This is a genomic window from Pseudomonas sp. PS01303 (genome assembly GCF_029959385.1).
Taxonomy (GTDB): domain Bacteria; phylum Pseudomonadota; class Gammaproteobacteria; order Pseudomonadales; family Pseudomonadaceae; genus Aquipseudomonas; species Aquipseudomonas rustica.
On record NZ_JASCPK010000003.1, the window covers coordinates 83894 to 109167 of the forward strand.

Sequence of the window (25274 nt, forward strand, 5' to 3'; positions counted from 1 at the left end):
GAGGCGCATGGATTTTAATGGTACGATAGCGTACTATTAATTCGCCTGGAAGCCTGCGCCCCTCATTCGGATGCTGCAGCAGCTTCACAAACGCGCTGAGGCTTGACCAGTCAGCGCTTGCAGACTCGACTCGGATTGGAAGCTGAGCGGTATTGCAACGGCAAATGAAGGTCACGACCGGCCTAAATTGCGCGCCTGGATGATGTCTGCAATCACAGAGAGAGATCGTATGTCGACTTCGTTGTATCAACAGTGGTGTGTGGCCCGGCTGAACGCTCTGCGCTTGCTCAACCATAAGGTGACGGCTCAGGCCGAGGCACTAATGAGCGAAGACGGTAATATCCAAGCTGGCGTGCGCCTGGAGGCTGCGATCATCTTCCAGGTCTTCTGCCGACATCCACGAACCCTCGCTTCGCTGGTACGAGAACTGTCAGCGTCTGCAGATATTGGTCTCACGGGCGACTCCACTTGCTGCACGTCGGTTGCTGATCTCACGTTCGCACAGGCTGACCAACAGCCAATTAGCTCTCTTTCAGGGCTGTGTGACCTTCGCGCAATGATTGCTTCCGCTCAGTTTTCTTACGACGAGCTGGGTAGCGCGGTCGGCGTTTTAGGGCTGTCAAACCAAAGGGACGATCTGCATTGGCTGCGCGACGAGTGTGCTGCTCACAATCGTCGCCTTGAAACGTTTGTCATCTCCTACCAGGTACAGCTTGTAGCGCCAATAGACCCTATTCAACAGTTTCCTCGTGAACCGGCAAAACCGCTGATACATCCATATGTCCCTGGGCAGATGGCTTCCTTCCGTGCTGCCGCCGACAAGTCTGTCCAGGAGGCCTGTTAGATGCTCGCAAAAAGTGAAATCTCATCTATCTACAAGTCTCTAAGTAACGCCTACCCGACGTTCGATCAGAGTGACGATGAATGGATGACCAATGGGCTGTCCAGCACGCCATTCCGAAGCATTGTCTCTGCTGCACTGTCGACCATGACGACTACCAAAAGAGTGGTGGCTGCGTGCGTGCCTCTGTACAAGAAGGTGGCGACGTTTGAGGAACTTCTGGCGCTGGATGATGAAGAGCTTCGAAGCATCATCAAGCCTGTCGCGCACTACAACAAAAAGACCAAAAGCCTGAAGATGATGTGCAAGCAAATCATCGACAGACACGGCGGCAAGCTTCCAGACACAAAAGAGGAATTGCTCCAACTGCAAGGCATTGGTCTCAAGTGCTCCAGTCTGATCATGAACTTCATCTTCGACACCCCATTAATTGCCGTCGATACGCACATCCATCGCCTGCTAAACCGTTTAGGGATTGTTGACACCACTTCAACGGATGTCACCACCAAGGTGATCAACGAAGTCACCCCTTCCAAATACAAAAAGCACGCTCACGAATGGCTAATTCAGCATGGGATGAAGGTTTGTGTTGCACGCAGCCCTCATTGCGATGACTGCATCATTTCCAGCCACTGCGCGTACTTTTCTGAACACTACGCTTAGTTCGGGCTGTGACGCTGGGTAACCTAGAACGCATAGAACCACTGGAGGTACAGAATGAGTGTGACTGCTGTTGGTGCCTTACTGGCGCAAGGGTTGCCCATCCCGGTTTTTTCCGCAACTGCCTCCGCTGGATTTCCGTCTCCTGCTACTGATCACATTGAAAAACACATCTCACTCGACGAGCTTTTCAACATTCGAGCACCTCATGTTTTCCTGGTCAAGATTGACGGGGACAGCATGCAGAAAGCCGGGATTTTCAGCGGCGACTTTGTGATCGTTGATCGCAGCAGGGAAGCCGTTGACGGCGACATAGTCGTTGCGTCGCTCAACGCTGAGCCTGTATGCAAGAGGCTCAGACTTGAAGGTCGACGGCTGAGTCTGGCGCCGGAGAACGACAGCTACCCCACGAGAACGCTGTCCGATGAGGATGAATTGATGATCTGGGGTGTGGTGCAATACAGCGTGCGTGATCATGGCCGGAACTGACGAAATGTTTGCTTTAATCGACTGCAACAGCTTTTACGCGAGCTGCGAGAGAGTGTTTAGGCCGGATCTTGCCAAGGTACCGATTGTTGTTTTGTCTAACAACGACGGTTGTGTGATCGCCCGTTCCTATGACGCTAAGCCCTTTGTCAAAATGGGCGCGCCTTACTTCCAAATTAAAGACTATCTCGATGAAACCGGCATCGCGACGTTCAGCAGCAACTACACCTTGTACGGCGACCTCAGCGAGCGGGTCATGACCATCATTGAGTCCATGGTGCCCAGGCTTGAGATCTACAGTATTGACGAAGCGTTCGCCGACCTCACCGGGATGCCTGGAGATCTGTCTGAGCTAGGAATGAAAATTCAGAAAGCGGTAGGACAGGGTACCGGCATTCCTGTGGGAGTTGGCATCGCCCCGACCAGAACGCTGGCCAAACTGGCTAACCACGTCGCCAAGCAGTACATGGAGAGGACAAAAGGCGTCGTCAATCTCTGCGACCCCAAGACCCTACAATGGGTGTTGCACAAGAGTCCAGTGGGCGAGGTCTGGGGCATAGGCAGAAAGCTTCGTACTCAACTTGAGGAAATGGGCATCCACACGGCACTCGACCTTTCGAAAGCTGACCCGAGGCTGCTCAGGAAAAAATTCAGCGTTGTGCTGGAAAAAACCGCTCGTGAACTTGGGGGAGTTTCTTGTCTCGACTCCCTGGAGGCAGACGCCGCAAAGCACGAAATCTGTTGCAGCCGCAGCTTCGGAGCGCGGCTGACGGAAGTTGAGCCGATAAAGGAAGCTGTTGCGACCTACGTGCAGCGCGCGGCGGAGAAGCTCAGGCTTCAGGATTCGCTATGCAAGACTATGAGAGTGAATATCAGAACCGGATTCTTTAACCCCAACGAGGTTAAATATTCCAATGGCGCGACTGTTGATCTCCCTTATCCCACCAACGACGTCAGGTTGTTGGTTCGCTACGCGACAGAGGCTGTGGGGCGGATTTTCAGGCCGGGAATAAGGTTCAGTAAGGCAGAGGTGCATCTGTTGGATTTACGCAAATCCAACGAATTCACTGACGACTTGTTCAGTGAAGTACAGCCCTTGGCGACGTCAAAGGTCATGGGGGTTTTGGATGACATCAACCAGCGCTGGGGCAAAGGAACATTGCGGCCTGCAAGCGTGCCCACCGACCCGGAGTGGGCCATGAAAAGCGAGATGCGCAGCCAGAGATATACAACACAAATCAGTGAGCTGTGGACAGTTAAGTGCAATTAGACCTAGCGACTCAGCGAGGGATGTCCAAAGATTTTTAACGTGAGTGCACAGGTTGAAAGACAGGCAAACGTACTACGTTGGATGGGATGTGGGGGGCTGGAATTGTGACAAGAATCCAGCAAGCCGGGATGCATTGGTGATTCTTGACTCAGCCAGAGAACTGGCCGGTGTTCCTTGGAGGGGTAATTTGCGCAACACCCTCAACGAAGCAACCAGCTCCGAGATGCTGGCCACCAAGATCCTTGAATTGTGCCAAGTGAAAATCGATCACGAAAATTCGTGCAGGTTGCTGTTCGCGATTGATACGCCGCTTGGATTCTCCAAGGCATTTGCTGACCTGATTGTTTCAAGGGTTGCTGCCGGTCAAATTCTTTCCTCATCAGCAAATCCCTATCTTCACAGGGAAACAGAGCGGTTTCTGTTTGAAAGAGGGCTATCACCTTTGTCTCCCATCAAGGACATGATTGGAAGTCAGGCGACCAAGGGTATTCACTTTCTGGCCCTGTTCGCACCAGATATCGAGAGGTGCGGGCTCTGGACAGATGGCCGTTATATCCATGCCATTGAGGCTTACCCTTCCGCATGCAAACGATCAGCCTGCATTGGTGGGATGCGTCGGCCTTTCTACGAAGATTCTGGTGGCAGTGTCCCAATTGAAAAGCTCAAGGCCGGCCCTGAGTTTTATCACTTGGATCTGGAAGACGCACTGACATGTGCTTTGATAGGTTGGTCATTTCAAAATAAACCAGATTTACTCGCGCATCCGACGCCAACCATCGATCCTTCCGAAGGTTGGATTTTTGTGCCCCGTGATGGACTGAGAAATTTGGAGCACGTTTAACTGTCTTTGCAACTCTCGCGTAGTAGACATCGGCAGATTTACAAACCCGAGGTCGCGTTGATAGTTAGCGCCCTGAGATGTTGATCACCCTCGAGCATTAGCTCCAGGTTTTGATTTAAGGCGTCAAACGAAAATCGAATTTGGTCAGTGTTCCGGTCTTCGCTCGAGACCATAACCTGAAAAGCTCGGCATAGACCAAAATACGGAGGCCTTACCGGGCCTCCGTTTACGTTGCCATTACCCTAAGCAACGATCCGTGCGTGAGACTTATCCGCCTCATACCCTGATAGCCTCAAAGGCTAACCAGGAATCACACTGCTTAGTACCCGTCCGGCCAAGTCACCTAAATGGGTGTCCGGTTTCATTAGACCACTACAGTTGGGCTCTATCGTCGATTTGATAAGTTCAGCGTCGGAGAGCGACGGATTTAGCCATAGTAAGGACGCGCTTGCAGAGGTACGTTGGCAACACCTTGCTTGAAGAAAGGATACCGAATCGATCTTTCCGAGCCTAAGATCTGTAACGCATAACCTTAGGGCTTTCAGGTGTAGGTGCTAAGGGCGGGCAGTTCCGCTCTATGACGCAAGACGTGATGCCCGGACGCATATTAACGAATTTGCCCAGGCTGAAGCCTATGGCGTGCAGCCTCGGTCAGCTGCGGAAGAGTTTTCTGACATCATCGAGTGGGCTATTGCTATGCCAGGAGCATCAGCACGATGCCTAGCAGCTGATATCGCCGCAGCCTATCAGGGCAAGTACCAGTTTCGAATTGAGGATCTGGAGTCTTGTGATGTAGAAACCAAGGCGCATCGAGCCCACTTGGTTTTTCATAACGAAGACATTCGGATGCTTTCAGCGAAGGTCACTATGGCTTTGCGAGAGCGTACCGGACGCTAATCGAGATCTAGCAAAAAGGTATGACCCAGGTGGTTGAGTGAAAGATCAGGTGTTGCACTAATTTTTAGCGACCAGCCTTCAAAAGCTCCATATTCAGCTTAAATGACAATTTTAATTTCTAAATAGATTCGAGTTTATGCCTTGATTCAATTCTTCGAGCAACTGGCTTTTACCTGCATCAACATATATTTTGATACGAACGATGTAGTTGCGATGCGGAATAATTCCCGTAACGTATGGAGATTTAATGGCGTATGCGGCAGCGCCATTATAGGTATAAGTAGTCAACGCCGAGAGCAAGCCTTCCTGTACGAGTGGTCTAGCATTATCAGCAGGATTCTCGAACGTAGCAACAATGTAAGCTCCATCAGGAATGGTCTTTTTACGCAGAAGATTTATTCCGTAGAAGTATTTCTGATCTTTCATCACGACGGAGAAACCACCGCCTAAAACATCAAAGTAGTTGCCTTTTTCCGCTTTGGGAGCCGACGCAGGAAAATGGGAACAGGCGGACAAAAACAAAACGATGAAAAACATTGCAACTTTATTCATGATATAAATCCTATTGTATTCTGAATTACGACCAATTGACCGGAACCTGGATCACCAGCACATTCTCGCTATTCACCACCAAACTCTCACTGTAGGCATTACAAGCGTCCCCTTATCCCCTATCTCTCGTAAGCGAAGCCTCGAGTCGAAAGGTTGGTCACCGCATAAAAGCGCCCAGCATCTGGCAGATGCTCATGACGATCGGAGCTTGCCAACACCCACACAGGGAAAATATGATCTGAAGGACGTGCTAACTCGCCTACCAAGATTACGGTCGAAGGACATCAGCCAGTTGCTGCCATCAGTGTGTACTGATCTAGCTTATACGATATATTGTCCTCTGTGAAGCACATGTAAATCACACTTGGTAGTTCAGGGAAATGGATATTCGTCTAGAAATTTTAGCATTTGAACAGTTGTTGCTAGAGCCGGAAACGAGAAAAAATGATCGGCTGCTTGAACAGCTGCTTGCCGAAGAGTTCGTTGAATTTGGAGCTGTCGGCAAAAGCTGGACAAAAGCGGAGGTGATCGCTGGACTTAAATCCCAGATTTTTATCAAAAGAACAATCGAGGATTTCAAACTGTGTGTGCTTGCAGATAGTGTCGCGTTAGCATATGCCGTCATCAAAATGCTAATGGCGATGAGTCTTTATCACTGCGTAGCTCCGTTTGGGAAACCTACAAAGATGGTTGGCACATGGTGTTTCACCAAGGCACGAGGGTCTCCGACTAGATGTCGGTACCAACGCCAATGCACATGAGGCGGTACCTCACACATATGAATCGGTTCTTTTGCTGATACGGCGCTCAACCTAAGTAGAGGTGTATTGGCCGTACGCTTACACTGCTTACCGCATCCAGCTTGCAAAGCTGTTCATGTGTGAGGTTTACGGACAACGCACCCAGGTTGTCGGTAAGTTGCTGCTTGGAGCGCGGCCCGATGATTGGAATAGAACCGTGTGTGCTAGCCCACGCAATGGCAACTTGGCCAGCACTGCCGACGATTTCACTTGCAATTTCCAGAACCGCATCCAAGATCAGGCTGCGCTGAGGGGAATTTTCAGCTTGAAATACTTTTCCATCGAAACCTCCGGCGCGACTTTTTTCACCTTGTCGATATTTGCCGGTCAGCATGCCACCCCTAAGGGAGACCACGTCACGATGCCAAGGCCCACAGCATAAGAGGCCTGGAAAAGGTCAGTTTCAGGCTCACGGTGTACGAGGCTGTGTTCGAATTGAGCCGCTGCAATAGGTAGCGCATGGGTGAGCTCGGCTAACGTGACCGCTCGGGAAAGTCGCCACGCCGGAAAGTTAGATAGACCGGCGTACAGAATTTTCCCTGCGCGTGCCAAATCTTCGAAGCCTCTGACGATTTCTTCCACCGGAGTTGCACCATCTGGGTGATGTGCCCAGTAAATGTCGATCCGGTCGGTTTTAAGACGTCTTAGGCTCGCTTCTACCGAGGTCACTAAGGCACAACGGCTGTTACCTGTAGCAAGCCTATTCGCGTTAGCTGCAGCACCGTTGGTGAATTTCGTGGCTAGCACGAAATCGTCGCGTCGTCCTTCAAGCAGAGTTCCCAGCAACTCCTCAGACTGACCGAATTGATAGATATCCGCGGTATCGACGAAGTTGCCACCGGCCTCTGCGTAGGCGCTGAAGATCGCCGCACTGGGGGCGGGATCTGCACCATAGCCCCAGCCAGTGCCGAAGTTGCCTGTGCCGAGTGCGAGTTCTGAAATACGCAGTCCGGTATTGCCGAACGCTTTGTAGTTCATAGCTGTGTCCGCTTGGGATGTTGATTTAATTGAGCCAACAAACGCAGCGGCTGCTGCCACCGGGGAAAACTGTGCTATCACGGATCGAGCATCAAACCACGCCAAACAATGTTGGCAGAATTGTTGACGGTATTGGATTCAGGCTTTTTTCGAGTGTCTCCATTTTGTACAAACGGTGCGCTCGCAATCTGTCCGCTTAATTCCCTCAAGCGTTTCTCAACAGCATTTGCCGTTTGCCTTAGCACTTTGGCATCTTCGCCAGACAAGACAGGGGCTTCAGCGGAAAGACCGCTTACTGCAATTTCTGCGAGCCTATCTCGAGTGGCGCGTCCTTCCGAAGGTAGATTTTCATCTGGCGATCCCACGACTGAAGCCGATGTTTCGACGTTTCTGCGGCCCATTTCTGGCTCCTCACCAAACACGAGTTACGCTACGGTAATCACTACTTTCCCTTTGGATCTTCCCTGTTCGACATATGTAAGTGCGTCAGCGATAGACGCGAACGGGTAGACTTTGTCGATAACCGGTGTGATGGCGCCCGACTCAACCAAAGAAGTAATTTCTTTCAGTTGTGCGCCGTTGGCGCGCATAAAAACGAATGAGTATTTGACCCTAGCTGCGTGTGATGCTTTTCGGATCCCGAAACTAAGCAAGCGCAGGATCTGCTTGACCGGCCAAGACAAACCTTGCGCATCGCCAAACTCGGGCGTAGGTGGCCCGGAGATGGATACGAGCAGACCGCCCGGCTTGAGGCACTTGACCGACTTTTTGAGAACAGCCAAATCCAAGCCATTGAGGACAACATCATAGTCGTTAAGGACGGTCTCGAAATCCTGTTTGTTGTAGTCAATAACGATGTCGGCCCCAAGTGCTTTTACCCACTCAACATTTGACGTGCTTGTCGTAGTCGCAACGAAAGCGCCGAGATGTTTGGCAAGCTGAATGGCAACGCTACCCACGCCTCCTGCCCCTGCGTGGATGAGCACATTTTGGCCTTTCTTAACCTGGGCAGTTTCAACCAGAACTTGCCATGCCGTCAGCGCGACTAAAGGCAGCGATGCCGCTTGCTCCATGCTGACGTTGCGAGGTTTCATGGCTAAAGCGACCTGGTTAACAGAAATAAGCTCAGCAAATGTTCCGATGCGATCTTGAGGGGGACGCGCATAGACTTCGTCACCAGGTCTGAACAGGCGGACATCTGATCCAACGTGAACCACAACGCCGGCAAAATCATTTCCCAATATCAAAGGAAAGGTGTACGGGAGAATCTGTTTGAATTCTCCTGTTCTGATCTTCAAATCCAGTGGATTGATGCTTGTAGCGTGTATTTGAACGAGAACGTCGTTGGCGCCGACTTTTGGTTCAGGTAACTCACCGATACTTCCACTGCTCTTGCCGTATTGGTTGATATAAAAAGCTTTCATGATTGGTCAACTCTTAGTAGCCGAGAGCGGGGAGGTTGGTGGCTGCCCCAGTGTTGGGGGGCTTTCAAGTGCTCAGGAATGTCATCGCCATGGGAACGAAGTCAGCGTGATGCTGGAAAATTCCTCCATGTCCGGCGTCTTCATAAATGATCAGTTGAGCGTTGGGGATGCGGCTTGCCAGCTCAGTCGAGTTGACAGTGGGCACCATGATGTCGCTGTCGCCGTTGGCAATAAGAGTTGGAACCTGTATGCGACTGAGATCTTGAGGCGCCTGGCGACCCCAAGCAGTTATTGCCCTCAGTTGTCGCATGAACGCTGATGGGGTGGGGCCTTTATCGCGTTCTTTTTTTCTCTCCGTCAGCCGTTTTAGAAAAGCGCGCGCCGCACTCTGACCGTTAGCCGATGGGGTGAAAAAAAGGTAAAACTTTGGATCGCGCATTGTCACTAGGCCCTTCAGCATTAACGGCCAAGCCACAGACCACACTTTGTCGATGCCCTGGCCACCAGCAGGCCCGGTTCCGGTCAAAATGAGTTTTCGCACAATCTCAGGCGCTTTTAGCGCGATGTCTTGCGCTACAAATCCACCGAGTGAGAAACCCAATAGATCGACTTTCTGGAATCCCAGAGTGCGTATAACCGCAATCGCGTCGTTTGCCATTTCGCTAACAGTTAAAGGTGCGGTTCCACCAGAGCCGCCGATTCCGCGATAGTCAATGGCAATGACCCGATGCTTCTTAGCTAGACCGTCAACGATTCGAGGATCGAAGTTATCCAGGACGGCGCCCCAATGGTTCAATAGAACGAGCGGCGATCCGTCTCTCGGGCCCAAGTCCCGGTAGGCAAATGTTGTTCCTTCTACATTGACCCACAGGTTGGCGGATTGGACGAACAGCCCCTGCGGCCCAGGATGATTATTTGTGGATTGAGCGGTCATTTGCGCACCGTGTCCGTTGGTGAGAAAAGAACAATGTGCAGCTAACGCTCTGCCTTTAGGGCACTGTGTGAGCGTTTGCTGCATCACGGTCACGCCTTATTTTTTATAGCGCTTGGCAACTTCGGCTTGGCGGATATCTGCCAACAAACCCTGGCGGGCAGTCTGTAGAACATCCCAGTGGGCCTCGTCTTGTACAGGTGGTATGGTCACTGGTTCTCGGCGATCAAAACCAACCATCGCGGCATCAACTAGGTCTCCGACTTCCATTATTTCGCTAATGGCATTGATGTCGTAGCCTCCGCGCTCCCAGATTTCGGTACGGGTCGCGGCTGGCAGTACGGCCTGGATATACACGCCTTTGGGGGAGAGTTCGAGGCTCAAGCCTTGTGAGAGAAAAAGCACAAACGCCTTGGTTGCGCCGTAGACCGACATTCCATATTCCGGTGCCAGTCCTACGACCGAGCCAATATTGACAATCGCTCCACTGCCAGCTTGTGACAGGCGAGGGGCTATGGCGCTGGTGAGTCGTACTAGCGCAGTCGTGTTGAGTGCGACTAGGTTGGCAACGCTGTCAGTGGATTGCTCAGTGAAGCTACCGGATAGAGCGGCGCCCGCGTTGTTCACAAGAATGCTGATACTGGCGTCGTCGCGAAGGCGAGTTTCGACAGTCGTCAAATCGGAAGTTTGAGTCAGGTCAGCCTGGATCACGTCAACGGTAACACCGTGTTGCGCGCGCAGACGGGAAGCCAAAGCGTCCAAGCGGTGTTTGTCACGGGCGACCAGCACCAGGTTGTGCCCGCGTCCTGCGAAACGCTCCGCGTAGGTTGCACCGATTCCGGTGGAGGCGCCGGTAATCAAAACGGTTCCAGGGATGCTCATAATAGGATGCTCTTTAATTGATGTCGGTTAACGATTCAGTCGCGATTACTGCTCAGCCTTGCTTGGAACTGGACTCGGCAAGTGTCGGGTAGTCGATGTAGCCAGTCGCACCGCCGCCGTAGATAGTCGCGGGGTCGAATGCGGACAACTTAGCGTCGGTCTTGAGCCGCTCTACCAGATCAGGGTTGCCAATGAACGGACGACCGAAGGCGATCAAATCCGCTTTGTCATCGTTGAGTTGGGAGGTCGCGAGATTCAGGTCATAGCCGTTGTTGGCGATGTAGGTTTTTTTGAAGCGATGGCGCAGGGAGCCAAAATCAAAAGGCGCGACGTCGCGCGGCCCGCCAGTTGCACCCTCTACCACGTGGATGTAAACCAGGCCCAAGTCATCGAGCTGGTCAACGACGTAGTCAAATTGTGGTTGCGGGTCACTGCTTGAAATACCGTTGGCTGGTGACACTGGAGAAAGACGAATACCTGTTCTGTCGGCACCAATTTCTTCTACCACAGCGGCAGCGACTTCGAGCAGCAAGCGAGCACGGTTTTCAATGGATCCACCATAGGCATCTGTGCGCACGTTGGAGCCGTCTTTGAGGAATTGATCCAGCAAATAACCGTTTGCACCATGGATCTCTACGCCATCAAAACCAGCTGCAATCGCATTTGCCGCTGCAACCCGAAAGTCATTCACGATCCCTGGCAGTTCGCTGGCATCAAGGGCTCGGGGTTCGGAGGCGTCCTCGAAGCTGTTGTTGACGAAAACCTTCGTCGCGGCTCCCAGGGAAGAGGGCGCCACTGGCGCGGAGCCATTGGGCTGAAGGTCAACGTGGGAAACGCGCCCTACGTGCCAAAGCTGCATGAAGATGTGCCCGCCTTTCGCGTGAACGGCTTGTGTGACTGCGCGCCATCCTTCTATCTGCTCCTGCGTGTAAATCCCTGGCGTGTCCTGATACCCCTGACCTTGCTGCGAGATTTGAGTGGCCTCGGAAATCAGGAGGCCGGCAGAGGCCCTCTGGCCGTAATAGATCGCAGCAAGTTCACTTGGGACGAAACCCGATCCTGCGCGGTTTCTCGTGAGCGGTGCCATCACGACTCTGTTGGAGAGTGTGAGTGAGCCAAGTGTGTAGGGCTCAAACAAGGTCTTGTCGTTCATATAGATTCCATGCTCGTTGATCAATGACGGCCATCTGCTCCCTCGCGGCAAAGATACGCTGCAGGGGCTTTTATGATGTCGACCATAATCAAAGGTGTCAACAGTTTTGATTATGGTCGACATCAGAGTATAGTAAGGCCAACATTAGTTAGGCTAAGGGGGGCGCAATGAAGATCACCAAAACGCAATCACTCGCCAACCGGGCTCACATTGTGGACACAGCTTCAGAACTGTTTCGTGAGCGTGGATACGATGGTGTCGGTGTGGCGGAGCTGATGGCCACTGCTGGCTTTACTCAAGGCGGCTTTTACAAGCACTTCGGTTCCAAGGCTGATCTGATGGCTGAAGCTGCTGAAAATAGCCTTTCGCAATCGCTCGCCCGTACCTCCGACCTCGATGTGGCGGGTTTCGTAAACATGTACGTATCTAGGGATCATCGAGACGGTCGAGGCGAGGGTTGTACGATGGCGGCACTTTGTGGTGACGCTGCGCGTCAGTCAGATGACTTGAAGGCAACCTTTGCCACGGGTATAGAGAGCACGCTGGCTGCGCTCGAGGAAAAGTACCTAGAGGGTCTGGATGTGCCGAAGCAGGATGCTCGAGCGAAAGCGATTGACCTGCTAGCGCATGCAATAGGAGCTGTCATGTTGTCGCGGGCATGTCCGGATGACTCTCCTCTTGCAGATGAAATACTGGAAGTTTGCCGAACCCAGCTATTGACGTCGTTATCGGTCAAGGACGGCAGCCAGGATCGCAGCCGCAACAAGTGAATTGGACGCTTTAGCCTTTGTTTCCTCCAGAAGTGATGTAGTACCTACGACCCCTGGGGCCTATACAGACGTTTCCAGAAGAGCAGGGCAAGATGATCCGTAACTTTGAGCTACCCTAGGAATTTTCTGAGCGCATGTCGCGCTGTACGGACTGGTCACGCTTTAGAAGCGGCGTCGCAGTTCGCCGCGTCGCACACGCTTTTGAACGATAACCATTTATCTGGCTAGCCATCCAAGCTGATGCGAGCCCAATCATTCTTCTTTTCGCATACCTGTACCTTCTCGCCGCGTCTCACGTTGGAGATTACCCTGCAACCCAGCTTGTCACGCAGATTCAACCTATCCGCGTTTACGAACTGATTGACTGGTAGGGTCTGTGCTGGCTGGGTTGCTGGTAACGGAGCAGAAACTAACATACTCCGGGTGGTCTGTTGGCTAAGCGGGGCCGGAGTTGGAGGCGTGTCTTTTCCCCCACGGCCCAAAGGACTGCGAATAGAATCAGAAGCGAGATGAACCGTGACTCAGATTTTACACGCGCATCCTTTGCCTTCGTTTAGCTTGCTCCCGACGGTCGCTTTCCATAGTGCAGTAGTGACGTGACTGATAGCTTAGCCAAGCCTCCACTTTGCGCAGCCTGCCTACCTTAAAGATTGTTGGCTTTGCCGTGTCTATTATCTCGAGTAGTCTTTATTTCTCTAATGGGGATGGGCACCACGTGGCAATGATCTGAGCGTCAAGAGCAAACCTGACAACAACATCTGCAGCAGTTATATGGTGATCCGCGCTATATAGCTGTCGACCGCCTGCAGCCAAGCCACGCTTCGTCGCCCAGTGAAGTCAAAGATGCTCTTGCTGCCGATAAAACTGGTGGTGTGAATTGCCCCGGATTAACTAAACCTTGCACGCTCATTGACCCCATAGGGTTGAAGTCGATACCCGGTGCTGCTCTCATTAATTCACTCGATTTCTCCAGCAGCTTAAGTGGGTTTGATTAGGGCAAAGAACGTGCTCTAACGTGAGGCAGAGATTACTTCAGTTGAGCTGATTGGATGAACCAACCACTATGCTGCAGCTTTCGGTTGTCCATGAGAGGAACTCTTTGGGAAAACCAACAGCGTGTCGGAATGGTTAAGTCTGCCGAGCTTTTCCGTAATGCTGATCGATCTCCTGGTAAATTGGATAAATCGTCGCAAAGAGACTCGATTTGATCCTTTTGTAAACCACGGGTAATAAACACCAGCCGGCTATACCCATCTGCGAATTCACCTTCTGTAGGCCAAGCGGGCAATCTTACGAGCGGATAAGCGATGTCTTGTACACATTGCACGACCAGTGGTCTGGAGTCATCAGCTGCTAACATCAAGCCCTTAACTCGCAGCAGGTGTTTACGGTATTTGCGCAGTATGTGCCCCATCACGAGTGAGAATCCGAACCAGGGGACTTCCTGGGTAAAGCGAACGACAAAACTTTGGGTTTCACTGGTGTGATGCACACTGGAATTGTATGTGCTGGAGCGCCAAATGCTTCTGTCGTTTTGCTCTGTAACGGCTTTGCCATCGTTGCTGACTTGTCTCAGACTCACCTCTGCTCCCTGCGTGAACTGAGTGCTCGCCATCCAGGTCGGGAGGCTTATTTTCTGCCGGTGCGCGTGCCCATACAGGCCATTGCCGGCCAATAGATCGAGGGGAGCCTGGCCTCTGCGCACAAGCGTTTGTGCAGCATGGGCATTGAGTTGTGAAAGGCTGGCTTGCAATTGCTCCACGGCCTGGGTTCCCGCCAGGTCGCACTTGGTTATCAAGAGACGATCCGCGGCTACGATTTGTCGCGTGGTTTCAGAGTAGTCTTGAAGCTGCTCCTGTCCATGGGTTGCGGAAACCGTCGTGAGAACGCCATCGCACAGGTAACGGGCGCTGACAAAAGCATCCTCCATCAAGGTATAAATAACCGGCACTGGGTCTGCCAGGCCGGTGGTTTCGATAATGACGCGGGTGATAGGTGCAATGTATTGGCGGGCACTTCTCTCGGACAAAGACTTGAGTGCACCAACCAAATCTCCTCGGGTGCGACAGCACAGACAGCCTGAATCCAGCAGCACAATCTGATCATTGATATGGTCAACCAAGTGATGATCAATACCGACATCACCAAACTCATTGACCAAAAGTGCCACGCCCGACATGCCGGGCTGGCTGGCCCAGTGGTTCAACAGTGTGGTCTTGCCCGAACCGAGGAAGCCCGTCAGGACAGTGACAGGAATACGGTCTACTGCGGCTTTTTTGAGGGCGTCGGTGGCGTGAGAAAGTTCAGGCGTCGAGGTCTTCATGATTGGATGAGTCTCCATGAGTTTGATTTTTTTGTTATAGATGGGCGTCTCCACGAACCCTAAACTGCCGGGTTCGGGGAGAGCACCACTTAACGTTGCATCAACCTACTCAGGCGCGTCTGCGCAGTAACTCCAAGGTTTCCAATACAGTCTCGGGATGAAGCCCGGGATTAACTGATGCAAAGTAAAACTCGCCGTCGGTCAGAGGATTGGGAACGCTGTGAGTGAACTCGGCGCTGATATCCCTACCCCGGGACAACGATCCAGTGTTGGCTCTTGCCTCTGTAATCACGGTGTCGAACTCATCCAGCCCGCTATCAGGTACCGAGGTACCTGGAGGCAAGCGCAGACCAAGCGACCAACCATAGTGCCGCACCACGTTGACGACAGAACTGTAGCGCTGCAGGTCGGCGGCGCTGAAGGCAGAATCACCCGCAGCTTCCTCCAATAACACTCCGCTTACAGGGGTGGTGGACACTGCCCGCAGCAGATCGGCCAGATACATGCTGGCATCCTCTACGATGTCAGCATCCGGTGTTTCGTCAGGTTGGTCGGCCAACCAATTGGCATGGCGCAACCAATGCCGTGGTGAAGGCATGGCAATCACCAGTGGCACCCGCCCCCGCAACTGAGAGTCCACCGCACCGATGACTTCAGCGAGCAATGCCTTGGGCTCCTCCTCACTTAACAAGGCACGCAACGCTGTCGTCGGACGGCGCCGCTTGGGAAGGCGGCTTTCTAATCCACCATTACGGGCTATCCATGAATCGAACAGCTCGCCTACTTCCAAAACTGCGACATCCGTTTTAAGCAAACCGTGGGCCTGTGAAAACCAGGCGAGAAAACTCGCCGAGCTAGTCCAGACATCGGCGTCTGCGCTACCTTGCAACAGACGCCGGGTATAGGCTGAGGATTTAAGCCATATACGTATGGCTCCGTTGCCTGCCGGTAGAGGCAAATGCTCGGCAAATGGCGTACTCATCTTTTTTCATCCATTAATGCTCCTGCTGCTGCAAGCCGGTTTTCCAGTTCTTCGATACGTACATCTTTTGGATGACGCATGTAGTTAGGCATGGGCTCGTTGGCATGGCGGGTTTTGTCCGGAGTGCCCATGTAGAGTGTTTCGGTGTCGTCACCCCAGCAACCGAAGAATGGAAGATGAGCAGGCGGCTTCGGTTTGTTCCAGGACTTGATGAACTCCGCGTAAGGGATGCCACGGGAGAGCCGGTCTTTGCGTTCGTTGTCGCGCAGCGTCCGAGTCGCCTGATGGTCGATAATGAGGGTGTCTGGAGCAATTTTGACCTTGTACAAACGCTCAGCCACACCATGTGAGATCAGCTCTTCTTCTAGGTCTTTAACGACCAAAGCCGGATCGCGTTCCAGCAAGTCGCCGTAACCCGCACCGGCCCCTTGAGAAATCATGAACAGCTCACCGCGATTGGAAATCTCAAAACCCATGCCCATGTGATGGGTGGTGTAAGTGGCTCCATCAAATGACTGATCGTTCATGATCTCCTCGATGGAGTGCTTGAATTTTTCCGGTTCATTGAGCAGCACATCGTAGACATCCACGCCCTTGACCTTGGACAGCGGATAAGTGCCACAGGCATATCCCCCAAACAGGCCTTGGAGCGGGGGAACCTTGGCACCTTGAGCCGTGGTCATGAAGCCCCATTCTTCACTATCTTTGGTCGCCACAATCATGGTGTAGCCCTGGCCGCCACGAAATTTGCCCGGGGCGATAGCGTCGCGGGTCATTTTCTTGGAGACCAGTTGCAGGAACGGTACGTCCTCTTCGTTCAGTTCTTGCTCGCCGACATCCGCCATGGTGGCGAAGATTGGCTGCAAGCCCGGTTCGCCATCCATGTCCACGCGTGCACCACCGCCCATGCCGTTGAGGTCAGCACACAGGTTGCCAAGCGTTTCTCCATGCTGGCTGACACCGCCCCAAATGAAGGTGTTGATCATATTGAAGCTGGGCGCATGGACTTTGGTGTATTTTTCCGGGCAGCTATAGAGGAATTTGGCGACGGCGTGTTGGCCGGCGGTGAATCCGGTGAATATGGACATCAAACTCTGCGAGTTGGGTGCGTTGTAAGACGAGTTAAGGATGGAGAAGGGGTCTGTGATCACTTCGATAGGCGCAAAGGCCGCTTGCCCGCGGGGTAGATCGGGCCAGATGTAGCACATTACCAACTGCGAGAGCATGCCCTTAAGTCCGGCGAGGACGGTGTTAGTAGGGCGGTTGGTAAATTCCGGTGCAGAGCCACGGAAGTCGAAGATAAGCCTGTCGCCCTTTTTGGTCAGTTGGCAATTGATTTTGGCGATGCAGTTTTCACGCAGCGTGGAGTCTTGAACGATGAACGTGCGCACGGTCATGTCAGGCCATTCGCTGATACGACGTTTGACCTCGGTGCGCACGTTTTCCATGGTCAAGCGCAGGGTGGCAATCAGGGCATCCGGGCCATCGGTTTTGAGGACATCCTCAATTCGCTGCTTAATGCGCAGGCAGCCATAGAGTTTGACTTTCATGTCCTCGTACTGGAGCTTGGGCTCGCGTACCGAGTTTTGCAGGAATGTCAGCAAGTCGCGTTTGATCTGGTAGTTTTCCACTACCTTGAACGGGCTCATTTTCAGCCCTTCATCGCTAGGGCTTTCTGCCATAGACGGCATCCCCCCGGGTTCGATCGCACCGTTTTCGCCTTCATGAACCGTGGCGGCTACCCAGCAAACCAGTTTTCCTTCGTGGAAAATCGGAAGGATCATGCTCTGGTCGGTGTTGTGTACGTTGCCATAGCGTGAGTCATTGTGAATGAAGCCATCGCCGTCGCGGACACCCACAGTAGGTTCGTTGATCCAGTTCTTGATGATGAACTTAATCGGATGGTGCACCAAGGCTGAAAACAGCAGCACGCCGCCAGCACTGGCGATTGCTAGATCCCCCGATGCTGAGTAGACGCCGGTGATGACATCGCCCCATTTTGCACCCGGGGCGGCACCCATCTGTTCGACCATCTCATAGCCTTCGTCACAACCCGATTGCAGGCGGTCACGAATCTTCGCGATTGTGTGGGTGTCATTTTGTTTGTGGATGCTGATGTCTTCTTGTTCCGAACGCTCCATCAAGTCATGGTTGTTCATGATCTCCGGATCCGGGGCGAGGAATAGCGTCGTGTCCTCAAGGAATTTCTTGATCAGCGCAGCATCTTCTGGACTGGGAGCCTGGCCGGGTGTTTTGATCGAAATATCGTTCATGTCTGGATCCTTTCTCGAGTTTTTTAAATTCAATTGATCAATGGGTGGATTGATCGCGAAGAAACCAAGAGGCGTTCTGCAGTGCCGCGACGAAGTTCCATCCAGGGTTAACCAGGAAGGTGGTGACTTCAGAGGCCACAATCGCCGGCCCACGTATTTGCACTCCAGGATCAATATCTGAACGATTCCAGACCGGTGTATCAAAGGCCTCCTTGTGGCCTGCGAAGTAGCATTGGCGAGTAGACGAAGGTGCTGGTGGTTGTTTGCGCTGCTCTAATGGCACTGGCTTGATGTTGCCAAACTGCACTGTCTCATGGTGCACATAAGCAGCCACTCGGATGGTGTTAATGCGGATACCGGCTTCTGGGGCTTGTGATCCTTCTCCGAATCGGCTGCCATAGTCAGTGGAAAACTGGGCTATGAGGGCCAATACATCGGCAGGGCCATGCACCGAGTGCTGGGGAATGACTGCCGTTGTCTGGACTAACTGGTTGCCGTAGCGCATGTCCAGTTCCAGGTTGTGACGGATGTCCTCGCGCTCGATGCCTTGGCGCAAGAGGTCTTGAGTGCCGCGTTCCTTGAGCGCCGCCACGATATCGTTGAATCGGTCGTAGTCGTCGAACAAGTGACGCGTGTTGGAGTCGTACAGCACCATGTACAGAGACTTTTCGTGGATATGTAGCTGGTGAATATTGCCCGCACCTACGGCTGAGAACACCGAGCTGAATGGCGGAGCAAGGATCCTGTCAATGTTGAGGTTCTGCGCAATGCTGCAGCAGTGCAACGGGCCGTTGCCCCCATAGGCCAGCATGGTGAAGTCTTTGGGGTCGTAGCCTCGAGCACGCAGTTCCGTGAACAGGCCGTTAGCCATGTTGTCGTCGACTTTCTCGCGGATGAGCAAGGCTGCCTCGATCACATCGCAGTCCAAATCTTCGCAGATGGTGTCTTCGATGGCCGTCACGGCCCGTCGCGCATTGAGGGGAATGGAACCTCCTGCATAATTTTCTGCGCTGAGGTAGCCGAGTACCAAGTCGGCGTCCGTCACCGTTGGCTTCAAACCGCCACGGTCGTAGCAGGCAGGGCCAGGGTCAGATCCCGCTGACTCGGGCCCACATTTAACGGTGCTGTACATGCTGTCAAAGCTCGCGACCGAGCCGCCGCCTGCACCCAAGGTCACCAGATGCACCATAGGTACCGAGACCATCCAGCGGTCGATGACGGGGTTGAAGTCGTAGTGCTTGATGCCCCCATCGACCACAATACCGATGTCGTAGCTCGTACCACCCATGTCAGTCGCAACGACGTTTCCGAGCCCCGCCTGCATGGCCAGATGCTCTGAGGCGGCGATACCCGATACCGGGCCAGAGTGGATAGTTTGCAATGCGTCGGTGGAGTTAAGCTGGGCCATGCCGCCCGAGTTATGAATCACCAACATCGGCTGTTCGTATTGGTGCGTACGCAGGTTTTGCTCCAGCGTCGAAAGCGCGTGGTACATGGTGGAGTGAAGATATCCGTCGATGATAGCCGAGGCTGAGCGTACGTATTCACCCTTACGACCCGATACCTGGTGCGACAGGATGATTGGGATAGCTCCCAGCAAATGGGAGGGATATTCCTCCTGCAGAATCTCTTCGATACGTTGCTCGTGTTCCGGGTTAACCACGGAATTGAGTAGTGAGACGACAATGATCTGTGCGCCTCTATTCACCAGTTCGCGGATCTGCAAGCGAACATTGTCTTCATCAAGGGCCATGACGAGCTTGCCCTCGAAATCCAGCCGCTCGCGAACGCCTCGAATCATGCTAGGTAGCACCAGTGGATCAGGTCGACTGGCGTTGGGTATGTCCGTTTGGCCGAGGATGTCCAGCCCCTCGCCATAGCCGCGACCACGGCTCAGAGGGACAGTTGCCTCATAGCCGCAGGTCACCAGCATGCCGATTTTGGGGCCCTTGTGTTCGATCAAAGCGTTGGTGCCCAGGGTGGTCGCATAGCGAACCGAATCCACGCTCGAGAGGACATCGGCCAATTCCAAGTTAAGCGTCTTGCAGCCTTTGCCCAGTGCTTGATTGAAACCCAGTGCGAGGTTGTGATGGGTGGTCAGTGCTTTGGTTTCGATGTATTTGCCATCCCAAACCACGAAGCAATCGGTGAATGTCCCACCAATATCGACAGAAACTCGTCTCATATCATTTCCCTTTTTCTTGTAATTGAGTGGAAGTGAATTGCTTAGTGTTTGTGGTCGTCTGAGCGCTGGATTACAGCAGGGCCGACGCTTACTTCGAGAACTTCAGGACGGCTCGCCCACTGTGCGCGCAAGGCAGGCAGATCAGGCTGCATGTCATGCAGAGGAGGGTGACCAGGAGGGACATACTCGGTTTCTACCTGGGTACCGCATTTGGCACAGTAATACTCAAGAATGCGTACCCATTCCGGATCGGGGCTGAACGTGTATCGATATTTTTCCGGTGCCAGGATAGGTGGGTGGATATCCCGTGGATCACGGTCATATACCAGCATGCCTTCCTTGTATCCCTTATGGGCTGTACCGATGACGTGGTCGCAAACCCGACATTCCCATTGCTCCGCATCCAGGTCTAGGCGCAGGTATTCGGTCATTAATACTTTCATGTTCATGCCTCCCTGTTCAGTAAGATGTCTTGGTGGTCGCTGATGACAAACGTCCAACCGTCGAGCACCTTGCAGGTGAAGAAGTCCTCTTCGATGATCGCGGGCCCTTGGGCAAAATCGCCGACTTTCAAATCAGCTAATCGATAAACCGGAACATCAACGCGACCATTATTGCGAGTCAGAACATTACGAGTCGTACTGGAGAGGGCGGCAGTTGTAGGAACGAATCGAACCGACTGATTTGCGTCTTGACGCAATTGTTTGACAGCAGTGACTTCAAGTTCGGCGATGTGAGCCTCAGTCAGTGCAGATTGATAACCCGACTCACTTTGTAGTGGGAAAATGAGTTCCTGGCCTTTGGTATCGGTTATAACAAGGCGTGATTTGATGACGTAGTCGTCGGCTTGAAAGCCTTCAGCGAACATATCGCGCCCGGCCTTCAGACTCAGCTCTGCCAATGCGTCTTCAACATGGTCGTGGCTACGTTGGTCAGCGTCCAGCACCACGCTGTAACGATGGGAGATATCACAGGTGCCGATGCCGAACGCACTGAACACTGCTGCCATGTAAGGAACTGCTACACGATTGATGCCGGCGTTCTCGGCCACGCCACAAGCATTGAGAGGGCCTGCTCCACCAAAAGCAAGCAGTACGGTTTCCCGGCTGACTTGGGTTACGCGCAGTATCTCACTGGCAATCTTGGCCTCATATGCGCGCTCCATCTCCCTCAGGGCAGCGTCCGGCTCCAGGCCCAGAGGAGAAGCGATATGGATGGAGATAGCGGTCGCCGCGCGATCCAGATCCAGTTGCATGCCTCCACCAAAGTAGGATTTTGGATCAAACAAACCCGAGAGCAAGCTGGCATCGGTAATAGTTGCTTGCGTGCCGCCTCGACCAAAAGCCGCAGGCCCAGGTACAGCCCCGACACTGTCAGGGCCGATAACGATTTTGTTATCGACCACTTTGAAAATCGAACTACCACCAGCACCGGCGCTGGTGATTTCACTCAGAGGGAATGAAACACTGATACCTTCAACCCGACCTCGCCGCACTTCGGACACGCTTCCCTCTATGCATTGGCCGATGTCAGTGGTGGTACCGCCGACATCTATAGCAACAACGTCACTCATCCCATAACGGATCGCAAAGGATTTCATACCCTCCATGCCGCCACGGGGCCCGGAGCTGTAGGTTTTCACGGCGACAGTTTTGGCAACACGGGACGCATCGCCGTCGTTGCGAAATATCAGCAGTGGATTTTTCGTGTTGAAGCCCCGGAGCCGATTTTCCGCATTGAACAGAAACTGCTCCATTGCAGGGTGCAGAAAGGAGTTAATCAGGGCTGTCCAAGTGCGGCGTACAGGATCCGCATCCATGCTCAGGTCACTGCCATAGAGCGTAGGGACAGCGCCAAGTAGATGGCGGGGGTATTTGCGCAGCACGACTTTGCGGAAAATATTCTCCAACGCTTCGAAGTTCTTGTCAGAAAAACTGACGACGATGCGGTTGGCGCCCGCGGCGGTGAGAGTGTTAATGGATTTTACAATTTCCATCTCCGCATGTTCGATGCCCAGTGTTGAGGTGTCCAGCAAACTGACGCGTTGGCCCACCAAGGCATCGTACAAGTCAACATCATGCTGTTTTATCAGTTCTGAGAGTTCACTGTCGTTGAGACTGGTGATCAACCCGAGCTTAGGGCCCTTTCTCTCGCATATTGCATTAGTGCCTTGAGTTGTGGAGTAGCGGATCAGGTCTACTTCCTCAAGCAGCCGCCGTACATCGGGCTCCCCATAAAGCACGCCGGAGGCTTTTTTCAGGCCTTCGAAAAAACAGTTGCTTAGATCATAGGGAGTGGTGAGTACCTTGGTCTTTTTGACGTCGGTATCGGTGAGTATGCAGATGTCGGTGAGTGTTCCACCGTTATCAATATTAATTTGTAATGTCACGGGTCTATGTCCTTTTGTTTGTTATCGGTCGAATGGTGTTGTTATGCACCATCCTCCGTATTGCCGTTGCCGGCTTAGGCTCTTGAGCGTGTGACGCTTCACTGCATGTGAGCAGCTTCTTTGCGGCTGCGAAGTAAGAGAGAGCAAACGGCATGCCATAACGTCGATGATATTTAGTCAATTGATTTCTATGGTATTAATTATTGACTCTAAGTTTTCTTTGGGCGGGTTGATGGGTAAACCGTTTGATTCTCGGACGGATGAGTGGATGATTTTCGTTCGATTTCAAGGGGAGGCAAATCTGGATGTCGTTCGGGCTTTGAATAAACCAATACGACGCCGCTGATCTTCTTCATCTGTGTGTGGGGGTGCGCGCGTGCGGGTGAAGGGGTACAGTTAAGACGCACCTCTATGAGGTGCGTGGTTTGAATGGGCGTATTGTACTTTTAGCTCTCGCCCTGAAAACCAGACAGGGACATCAATAATAAGAATAGAGGGTGTGTCTATGAATGCTCCGTACCTGGAATTCGTCTACCCGAGACCAGAACACGACGGTCAGGTATTGGCCGCTTGGGAGAGCGTCCTCAATGGCGCTGAAACACCTGCTTCGGTCTTGCGCTATCCAGTGGGCGACTCCTGGAGGCGCTGCCTGGACAAAAACGTCAACCCTACGCTTCGACACGCGCCGGAACCGGTAAATCGGGCGCAACTCGAGACCATACGCGACAGTCAGGCGCGCCTACTGGACGTCAGTACAGAAGCCATGGCGGTGGCCAATCAATTTCTTGCCCAAACCGGAACGATCATTGTATTGGCCGATAGCAGCGGCATGATTATCGAAACAGGCGGTGACCTGCAGACCCTCAAAAGCGCGGAACACATTCATCTGCTTCCTGGCAGTCCGTGGAGCGAAGATATCTGTGGGACTAATGCGATTGGCACCGCGCTGATGCTGCAACGTCCTGTACAGGTACATGCCGGTGAGCATTTTTGTGAAGGAATCCAGCGATGGACTTGTTCTGCCACAGTGATCCGCGACCCGTCTGATGGCCATATTCTTGGGGTACTGAACGTTTCGGGAGAGTCTCAGACCTACAACCGCCATACGCTGGCGTTGGCCGTCAGCACAGCTGAGCGGATTGAATTGGCCTTGGCCAACCAAAAAGCCGAAACCGGCTATCGGCTGCTGGATGCGTCATTGGATCTGTGGCGGGATAGAGGCGATTGCATCATGTTGTTTGATGAAAAAGGCTTCCTGATAAAGGCAAATACCCATGCCTATGGTGCGTTGGTTGCTCGAGGCGTAGATATCAGTTTCACTCGTGATTTTCGACTGACTTCACTCTGCCTGGATGATAAAGGACGATTGACAGATGTCTTGCCACAGTGGCTGTCAGTCGACTGGCTGCAGCCGGTTGTTGCACAAGGTTTGCGTTTGGGAACATTACTCCGTATCCCCTGTAAATCCCTTGGCCGGCCTGGTGTTGACAGAACGGCCGACCATAGAGAAATGGAAACACTGGTCGGATTTGACCAGATCACCGGCAAGAGTCCGGCGCTGGTCGAAGCTCTTCGCAAAGCCAGGCAATTGGCCTGCTCCAATGTACCGATATTGCTGCAGGGAGAAACCGGGGTGGGCAAGGAGGCCTTCGCCCAAGGCATTCATTATTCCGGCGTGGGTAAAAATGGCCCGTTTGTTTCCATCAATTGTGGAAGTCTCTCCAAGGATTTGCTCTCCAGTGAATTATTTGGCTACGCCGAAGGCGCATTTACCGGGGCTCGTCGTGGAGGTATGAAGGGCAAGATAGAGGCGGCAAACGGGGGCACTCTGTTCTTGGATGAAATAGGTGAAATGCCCTTGGACTTGCAGAGTTATCTGCTGCGAGCACTGGAGGAGGGGGAAATATATCGACTGGGCGAGACAGAACCGCGCAAGGTCAACTTTAGATTAGTTGCAGCGACACACCGTGATTTACGTGAGGATGTTACAAATCAACGCTTCCGAGGCGATTTGTTCTATCGGATAGCAGTGACAAGTGTTGGAATTCCCCCATTGCGTGATCGCAAGGAAGATATTCCAAGGTTGGTGGAGCACCTGCTAACCAGCTTGGCCCATCGACACGGTATTCCAGTACCCTTAGTGGAAGACGAAGTGCTGGGCTATCTAGTTGCTTATTTGTGGCCGGGTAACGTCCGGGAATTACGTAACGTGATTGAGGGCATGTTGCTGATGGGCGGGGAAGTCTTGAGGCGTTCTGATTTGCCCTCCTATGTGCACGAAGTCGCGATTGTGCGCAGCGACAGACCCGTTGGTAGCTTGAGGGAAAGCGAGTGTCAGGTCATTGCCAGCACAATTGAGCGTTATCGAGGCAATCTTACTCTGGTCGCCAAAGAGCTTGGCATAGCTAAAAGCACTCTTTACTTGCGCATGAAGCGTTACGGAATTAACCGTCAAGCGTAAGGCTACTTTTCCCGCATTAACATCAGGCACAATGGGGCTCAAATCCCCATTGAAACCGGATCCACAATTAACTGATCGCAGCTTCTGCTGCCAACACCGCACTGTTGCTCAAGCGTTTAGCACCGGCGCTTTTAGTTCTGTGCGGGGCTATTGCCCAACTCTGCCATCGGAGGGGG

20 protein-coding genes and 1 pseudogene are annotated in these 25274 nt (G+C 52.8%); 8 read left to right on the forward strand and 13 right to left on the reverse strand.

The window, feature by feature from the left end; all coding sequences use genetic code 11:
• Window positions 1–229: 229 nt before the first annotated feature.
• The 5 genes from QMX93_RS02400 to QMX93_RS02420 all read left to right on the forward strand — a co-directional run bounded on the left by QMX93_RS02400 (window position 230) and on the right by QMX93_RS02420 (window position 4098).
• Window positions 230–844, forward strand: coding sequence for a hypothetical protein (locus QMX93_RS02400; RefSeq protein ID WP_138183480.1), 615 nt, complete (start codon window positions 230–232; stop codon window positions 842–844).
• Window positions 845–1504 (forward strand): endonuclease III, encoded by a 660-nt coding sequence (nth, locus tag QMX93_RS02405; protein WP_098949337.1) that lies wholly within the window; start codon window positions 845–847, stop codon window positions 1502–1504.
• Between the two features lie 54 nt (window positions 1505–1558).
• On the forward strand, window positions 1559–1990 hold the full coding sequence (locus QMX93_RS02410; RefSeq protein ID WP_098949336.1) for a S24 family peptidase: 432 nt from the start codon (window positions 1559–1561) through the stop codon (window positions 1988–1990).
• The gene (umuC, locus tag QMX93_RS02415; RefSeq protein ID WP_098949335.1) at window positions 1977–3257 is read left to right on the forward strand and encodes a translesion error-prone DNA polymerase V subunit UmuC; all 1281 of its coding nucleotides are present in this window, start codon (window positions 1977–1979) and stop codon (window positions 3255–3257) included. The genes QMX93_RS02410 and umuC overlap by 14 nt, the downstream gene beginning before the upstream one ends.
• A 187-nt stretch (window positions 3258–3444) precedes the next feature.
• Window positions 3445–4098, forward strand: a complete 654-nt coding sequence (locus tag QMX93_RS02420) for a hypothetical protein (protein WP_256588638.1) — start codon at window positions 3445–3447, stop codon at window positions 4096–4098.
• Between the two features lie 1008 nt (window positions 4099–5106).
• On the opposite strand, the gene QMX93_RS02425 is transcribed toward QMX93_RS02420, so the two are convergent.
• Window positions 5107–5547 carry a hypothetical protein gene (locus QMX93_RS02425; protein ID WP_098949333.1) on the reverse strand — a complete coding sequence of 147 codons (441 nt, stop codon included), beginning with the start codon at window positions 5545–5547 and terminating at the stop codon, window positions 5107–5109.
• A gap of 380 nt (window positions 5548–5927) precedes the next feature.
• Between QMX93_RS02425 and QMX93_RS02430 the strand changes: the two genes are divergently transcribed.
• On the forward strand, window positions 5928–6308 hold the full coding sequence (locus tag QMX93_RS02430; RefSeq protein WP_178081012.1) for a nuclear transport factor 2 family protein: 381 nt from the start codon (window positions 5928–5930) through the stop codon (window positions 6306–6308).
• Between the two features lie 46 nt (window positions 6309–6354).
• Here QMX93_RS02430 and QMX93_RS02435 read toward each other — a convergent pair.
• The 6 genes and pseudogenes from QMX93_RS02435 to QMX93_RS02460 all read right to left on the reverse strand — a co-directional run bounded on the left by QMX93_RS02435 (window position 6355) and on the right by QMX93_RS02460 (window position 11715).
• Window positions 6355–7325, reverse strand: a pseudogene (locus tag QMX93_RS02435) (aldo/keto reductase).
• 77 nt (window positions 7326–7402) lie between these two features.
• Entirely contained in the window at window positions 7403–7726 is a 324-nt protein-coding gene (locus tag QMX93_RS02440; protein WP_138183479.1) for a hypothetical protein, read from the reverse strand.
• Between the two features lie 24 nt (window positions 7727–7750).
• Window positions 7751–8749, reverse strand: coding sequence for an NADP-dependent oxidoreductase (locus tag QMX93_RS02445; RefSeq protein ID WP_098949332.1), 999 nt, complete (start codon window positions 8747–8749; stop codon window positions 7751–7753).
• A 64-nt stretch (window positions 8750–8813) separates the two neighbouring features.
• The gene (locus QMX93_RS02450; protein WP_098952554.1) at window positions 8814–9683 is read right to left on the reverse strand and encodes an alpha/beta hydrolase; all 870 of its coding nucleotides are present in this window, start codon (window positions 9681–9683) and stop codon (window positions 8814–8816) included.
• A gap of 96 nt (window positions 9684–9779) precedes the next feature.
• Window positions 9780–10562 (reverse strand): SDR family oxidoreductase, encoded by a 783-nt coding sequence (locus tag QMX93_RS02455; protein ID WP_098949331.1) that lies wholly within the window; start codon window positions 10560–10562, stop codon window positions 9780–9782.
• 52 nt (window positions 10563–10614) lie between these two features.
• Entirely contained in the window at window positions 10615–11715 is a 1101-nt protein-coding gene (locus QMX93_RS02460; RefSeq protein WP_098949330.1) for an alkene reductase, read from the reverse strand.
• Window positions 11716–11882: 167 nt separating this feature from the next.
• Between QMX93_RS02460 and QMX93_RS02465 the strand changes: the two genes are divergently transcribed.
• A complete protein-coding gene (locus QMX93_RS02465) occupies window positions 11883–12485 on the forward strand; it encodes a TetR/AcrR family transcriptional regulator (RefSeq protein WP_098949329.1) in 603 nt (200 codons plus the stop codon).
• A 1027-nt stretch (window positions 12486–13512) separates the two neighbouring features.
• Here the strand turns inward: QMX93_RS02465 and QMX93_RS02470 are convergent.
• From QMX93_RS02470 to QMX93_RS02495, 6 genes are all read right to left on the reverse strand, one after another.
• Window positions 13513–14808, reverse strand: a complete 1296-nt coding sequence (locus tag QMX93_RS02470) for a GTP-binding protein (RefSeq protein ID WP_098949328.1) — start codon at window positions 14806–14808, stop codon at window positions 13513–13515.
• A gap of 109 nt (window positions 14809–14917) precedes the next feature.
• The gene (locus tag QMX93_RS02475) at window positions 14918–15790 is read right to left on the reverse strand and encodes a hypothetical protein (protein WP_098949327.1); all 873 of its coding nucleotides are present in this window, start codon (window positions 15788–15790) and stop codon (window positions 14918–14920) included.
• On the reverse strand, window positions 15787–18063 hold the full coding sequence (locus QMX93_RS02480; protein WP_098949326.1) for a hydantoinase B/oxoprolinase family protein: 2277 nt from the start codon (window positions 18061–18063) through the stop codon (window positions 15787–15789). The genes QMX93_RS02475 and QMX93_RS02480 overlap by 4 nt, the downstream gene beginning before the upstream one ends.
• 37 nt (window positions 18064–18100) lie before the next feature.
• On the reverse strand, window positions 18101–20248 hold the full coding sequence (locus QMX93_RS02485; protein ID WP_098949325.1) for a hydantoinase/oxoprolinase family protein: 2148 nt from the start codon (window positions 20246–20248) through the stop codon (window positions 18101–18103).
• A 41-nt stretch (window positions 20249–20289) separates the two neighbouring features.
• Window positions 20290–20691 (reverse strand): acetone carboxylase subunit gamma, encoded by a 402-nt coding sequence (locus QMX93_RS02490; RefSeq protein ID WP_178081011.1) that lies wholly within the window; start codon window positions 20689–20691, stop codon window positions 20290–20292.
• Window positions 20692–20693: 2 nt separating this feature from the next.
• Window positions 20694–22637, reverse strand: a complete 1944-nt coding sequence (locus QMX93_RS02495) for a hydantoinase/oxoprolinase family protein (protein ID WP_098949324.1) — start codon at window positions 22635–22637, stop codon at window positions 20694–20696.
• A 505-nt stretch (window positions 22638–23142) separates the two neighbouring features.
• Here QMX93_RS02495 and QMX93_RS02500 point away from each other — a divergent pair.
• Window positions 23143–25098 carry a sigma-54-dependent Fis family transcriptional regulator gene (locus tag QMX93_RS02500; protein WP_098949323.1) on the forward strand — a complete coding sequence of 652 codons (1956 nt, stop codon included), beginning with the start codon at window positions 23143–23145 and terminating at the stop codon, window positions 25096–25098.
• Window positions 25099–25274 lie beyond the last annotated feature (176 nt).